The organism is Limnohabitans sp. (assembly GCF_044361985.1).
GTDB lineage: Bacteria > Pseudomonadota > Gammaproteobacteria > Burkholderiales > Burkholderiaceae_C > Limnohabitans_A.
On record NZ_JBIKHV010000166.1, the window covers coordinates 1 to 3,338 of the forward strand.

The window sequence follows — 3,338 nt, forward strand, 5'->3', positions numbered from 1 at the left end:
CCATCATCAACGAACCCGTCAGCATGAAAAACGGGATAGCAATCAAAGGAAAGCTTTGTACCTGTGCCACCATTTGCTGTACCAGCAAATCAAAAGGTATTCGGTCATTGCTGACTGCGGCGGCCAGAGCCGCCAACAAAATGGCGTGGGCGATCGGCATGGCGAGCGCCGCCGCACCCAAGAAAACGAACAAAATCAATAAGGTCATGGCGCTTATCCTTGAGCGGCTTGCGCCCCTGGTTCTGAACTGTCCCGCACCACGTGCACACCACGCCAAGCCCTTGAGGCGGATTGGAGTGCCAGCAGCACCAGCATCCCCATGCCTACCATCAGACAACCGTAAGTCACCGATGTCGGGATGAGCAGAATTGGCGTTTTCTCGTCGTGCACGATTTCAAGCATGTTCCAAGTTGCGCGCACCAGCACCGCGTACAACACAGCGACAGCGCTCCAGGCCACGATAGCAATCACACGTTTTGCCGCAGGCCTGACCGACTCCACTAGGAACACCGTCGCGATGTGCGAGCCTTTTTCTGCGGCCAGTACGACACCGGACATGACCAACCAAGGGAACAACAACTCGGGAACCTCGTTGGCCCATTGCAAACTGGTGCCGAAGGCATACCGAAGCAAGGTGTTCGCCGTCAAGATCAGGAAAATCGAAACCATCGTCACCCACAGCACGAAGCTGCAGATGACCACGATCGCGCGCTCAAGGGCATTGCGCTTAACAATGACTTGGGTCATAAAGGGGTCTCCTCAACGACCCGCCTGGGTGGCAAGCACCCTGCGGGTCATCAAAATGGCAAGTGTGAAATGAAATCAGTCTTTCATTTGGCGCGTGCAGCGGCAACGACTTTCTTCACAAAGGGGCCAATCGGACCGGCTTCCCACTTGGCCACAACGGGTGCAGTCGCCTTTTCAAAAGGTGCCTGGTCTACTTTGTCGATTTGCACACCCTTGGCTTTGAGTTCTGTCAACATTTTGTCGTCAGCCTCTTGCGCCAGTTTGCGCTGGAGTGCCGTCGCTTCGTTGGCCGCCTCCTGAACAATCTTCTTGTCAGCATCAGACAGTTTGTCCCACGAGCGCTTGCCAATCAAAAACGGGGTCATCTCGTACTTGTGCCCAGTCAGGGAGATGAACTTCTGCACCTCGTAGAGCTTGCCAGCCTGAACGTTCACCAGCGGATTTTCCTGCCCGTCGACGACCCCTTGCTGCAGTGCCACGTAGAGCTCAGACCACTTGATCTGCTGTGCCTCGGCGCCAACGCTTTGCATGATGTCCACGGTCACTGAATCGGGTGGCGTGCGCATTTTCAGGCCCTTCAAATCTTCGGGCTTGAGCAGTGGGCGCTTGTTGTTGCTCATATGGCGGATGCCGTTGTCCCAGTAACCGAGAACAACCAGTCCTTTTTCTGCCGATTTTTGGGCCAACTCTTTGCCAGTGGGGCCATCCATCACCTTCCAGGCTTGGGCTTGGCTAGAAAACAGGAACGGCATGCCGAATGCAGCGTACTCGGGCACGGCATTTGCCAATGCACCCTGTGAGTTGGCCGACATGTCGAGCGCACCAGTGCGCAGGGCGGTGACCATGGCGGCGTCATCGCCCAACTGTGACGCTGGCGCCACCGTGACTTCGATGCGGCCATTGCTCTTGGCCTTGGCCACCTCTGCAAACTTCAATGAAGCCACATGGCGCGGGTTGTCGATCGCGGTGCCATGGCCCAGCGTCAGTTTCACCGCCTGAGCCTGGGCCATTGAGGTGGCAGCCAGCAAAGACGCCAGCAACAGGCTTCGGCGAAATGTATTTAATTTTTTCATGATGTCTCCTTGGTTGAAATGAACCACGGCCCTGCCGTGGTGGTGGGTGAAATCGAAATCAGTGAATCAACATGCCGCCATTGACGTCCAGCGTCACGCCCGTGCAGTACTTGGACAAGTCGCTGGCCAAAAACACCACGCAGCCAGCCACATCTTTGGGCTCGCCAATACGGGCCAACGGGATGCCATCGAGAATGCCCTGGCGCTTGTCTTCAGGAATCTTGCCTTTGTTGATATCGGTGGCAATCAAGCCCGGGGTCACACAGTTGACGCGAATGTTATGGCCGCCATATTCACGCGCCATGGCGCGGGCCAGACCCAACACGCCTGCTTTGGCAGCCGAGTAATGCGGGCCACCCAAAATGCCGCCACCGCGTTGCGCCGACACCGACGAGATGCACACAATGGAACCGCTGTTTTGCGCCATCATGGTCGGCAACACGGCTTGCGATGCGTAAAGGGTGCCACGCAAACTCACATCCAAAATGCGGTCATAGTCAGTGCCGGTAATCTCCAGGAACTTGGCGGGCTGGGTGATGCCTGCGTTGTTGACCAAAATATCAATACGCCCGTATTTGGCTTTGATTTGAATCACAGCGGCTTCACAAGACGCCTTGTCGGTCACATTAGCCACCATGCCTAGGTGGCCAGCGCCCAATCGCTCGGCGGCCGCTTGGGGGTTGGCGCCGTCCAGATCCAAAATCACGACTGTGGCACCTTGTTCGGCCATCATGGTGGCAGTGGCAAAGCCCAGCCCATTGAGGCCTGCGCCTCCGGTAATGACCGCGACCTTGTTTTTTAACAGCATGTTTGTCTCCTTCGTTTGACGGATGAATAGTGATGAACGGCGCGATTCTCCATAGCTTCAAGCGTGAAGACAAACGACATAAACTCACCCATCCGTTAATTTCATTCATGCTGCGTCGCAGCACGAACCGGGGTGAGGCAAGCAAATCAAGCCCGTACTCGCGGTCATAAACGCGCCAGCATTCTCACTGGCCGCTCAGCTTCAAGGTGGTCCGGCAAAATGGCTCTGAATCTTGCAACATGCGGTGTTGCAAGGTGATCGTCAAAGGCTTCTTTCGAGCTGTAAACCTCGTAAAACAAGACGCCATTGGCCACTTCAGGGGTTCGCAAAACATCGAACTGCAAACAACCAGGTTCTTCATCCACGGAATGCCGAGCATCGTCGAACGCATGCGTCAAAAAGGTGTCCATCAACCCCTCTTTGACCACAAACTCAGCGATCACCACGAAGGCCCCTGGCGAATTTGCAGCATTGATTTTTTTCATCAACATCACACCTCGTCAATCGGCTTTGCAGGCCATGGTGCGGGTGTATTCCTTGCGGAACTCGACCACATCCAGGTTGTCCACGAGTTCGACATCCGAGAAACTCACGGGCATGTCTTTCGCAACGGGTTTCACCAACTTCACCTTGTGTGCCAAGCCGATGGGCAAAGCATCCAGTGCCAGGCTCTTGTGGGCCGGAATGGCATTGGCCCACACCGCAAAACC

General features: G+C 55.6%; 5 protein-coding genes and 1 pseudogene. All 6 read right to left on the reverse strand.

Going from position 1 to position 3,338, the window contains the following annotated elements:
• The coding region (locus ACIQ3A_RS14500) for a TRAP transporter large permease subunit (RefSeq protein ID WP_396432434.1) at positions 1-208 on the reverse strand (208 nt) is incomplete at its 3' end.
• A 5-nt stretch (positions 209-213) separates the two neighbouring features.
• Entirely contained in the window at positions 214-747 is a 534-nt protein-coding gene (locus ACIQ3A_RS14505; protein WP_396432435.1) for a TRAP transporter small permease, read from the reverse strand.
• An 83-nt stretch (positions 748-830) separates the two neighbouring features.
• Positions 831-1,820, reverse strand: coding sequence for a TRAP transporter substrate-binding protein (locus ACIQ3A_RS14510; protein ID WP_396432436.1), 990 nt, complete (start codon positions 1,818-1,820; stop codon positions 831-833).
• Between the two features lie 58 nt (positions 1,821-1,878).
• Entirely contained in the window at positions 1,879-2,628 is a 750-nt protein-coding gene (locus ACIQ3A_RS14515) for an SDR family NAD(P)-dependent oxidoreductase (RefSeq protein WP_396432437.1), read from the reverse strand.
• Positions 2,629-2,792: 164 nt separating this feature from the next.
• Positions 2,793-3,113 carry a putative quinol monooxygenase gene (locus ACIQ3A_RS14520; RefSeq protein WP_396432438.1) on the reverse strand — a complete coding sequence of 107 codons (321 nt, stop codon included), beginning with the start codon at positions 3,111-3,113 and terminating at the stop codon, positions 2,793-2,795.
• A gap of 15 nt (positions 3,114-3,128) precedes the next feature.
• Positions 3,129-3,338: pseudogene (locus ACIQ3A_RS14525) on the reverse strand (flagellar biosynthesis protein FlgA); the annotation flags it as partial.

Coding starts and splice junctions, on each gene's coding strand:
- ACIQ3A_RS14515 (WP_396432437.1), bottom strand. CDS start 2,628: ATGCTGTTAAAAAACAAGGTCGCGGTCATTACCGGAGGCGCAGGCCTC.
- ACIQ3A_RS14510 (WP_396432436.1), bottom strand. CDS start 1,820: ATGAAAAAATTAAATACATTTCGCCGAAGCCTGTTGCTGGCGTCTTTG.
- ACIQ3A_RS14505 (WP_396432435.1), bottom strand. CDS start 747: ATGACCCAAGTCATTGTTAAGCGCAATGCCCTTGAGCGCGCGATCGTG.
- ACIQ3A_RS14520 (WP_396432438.1), bottom strand. CDS start 3,113: ATGAAAAAAATCAATGCTGCAAATTCGCCAGGGGCCTTCGTGGTGATC.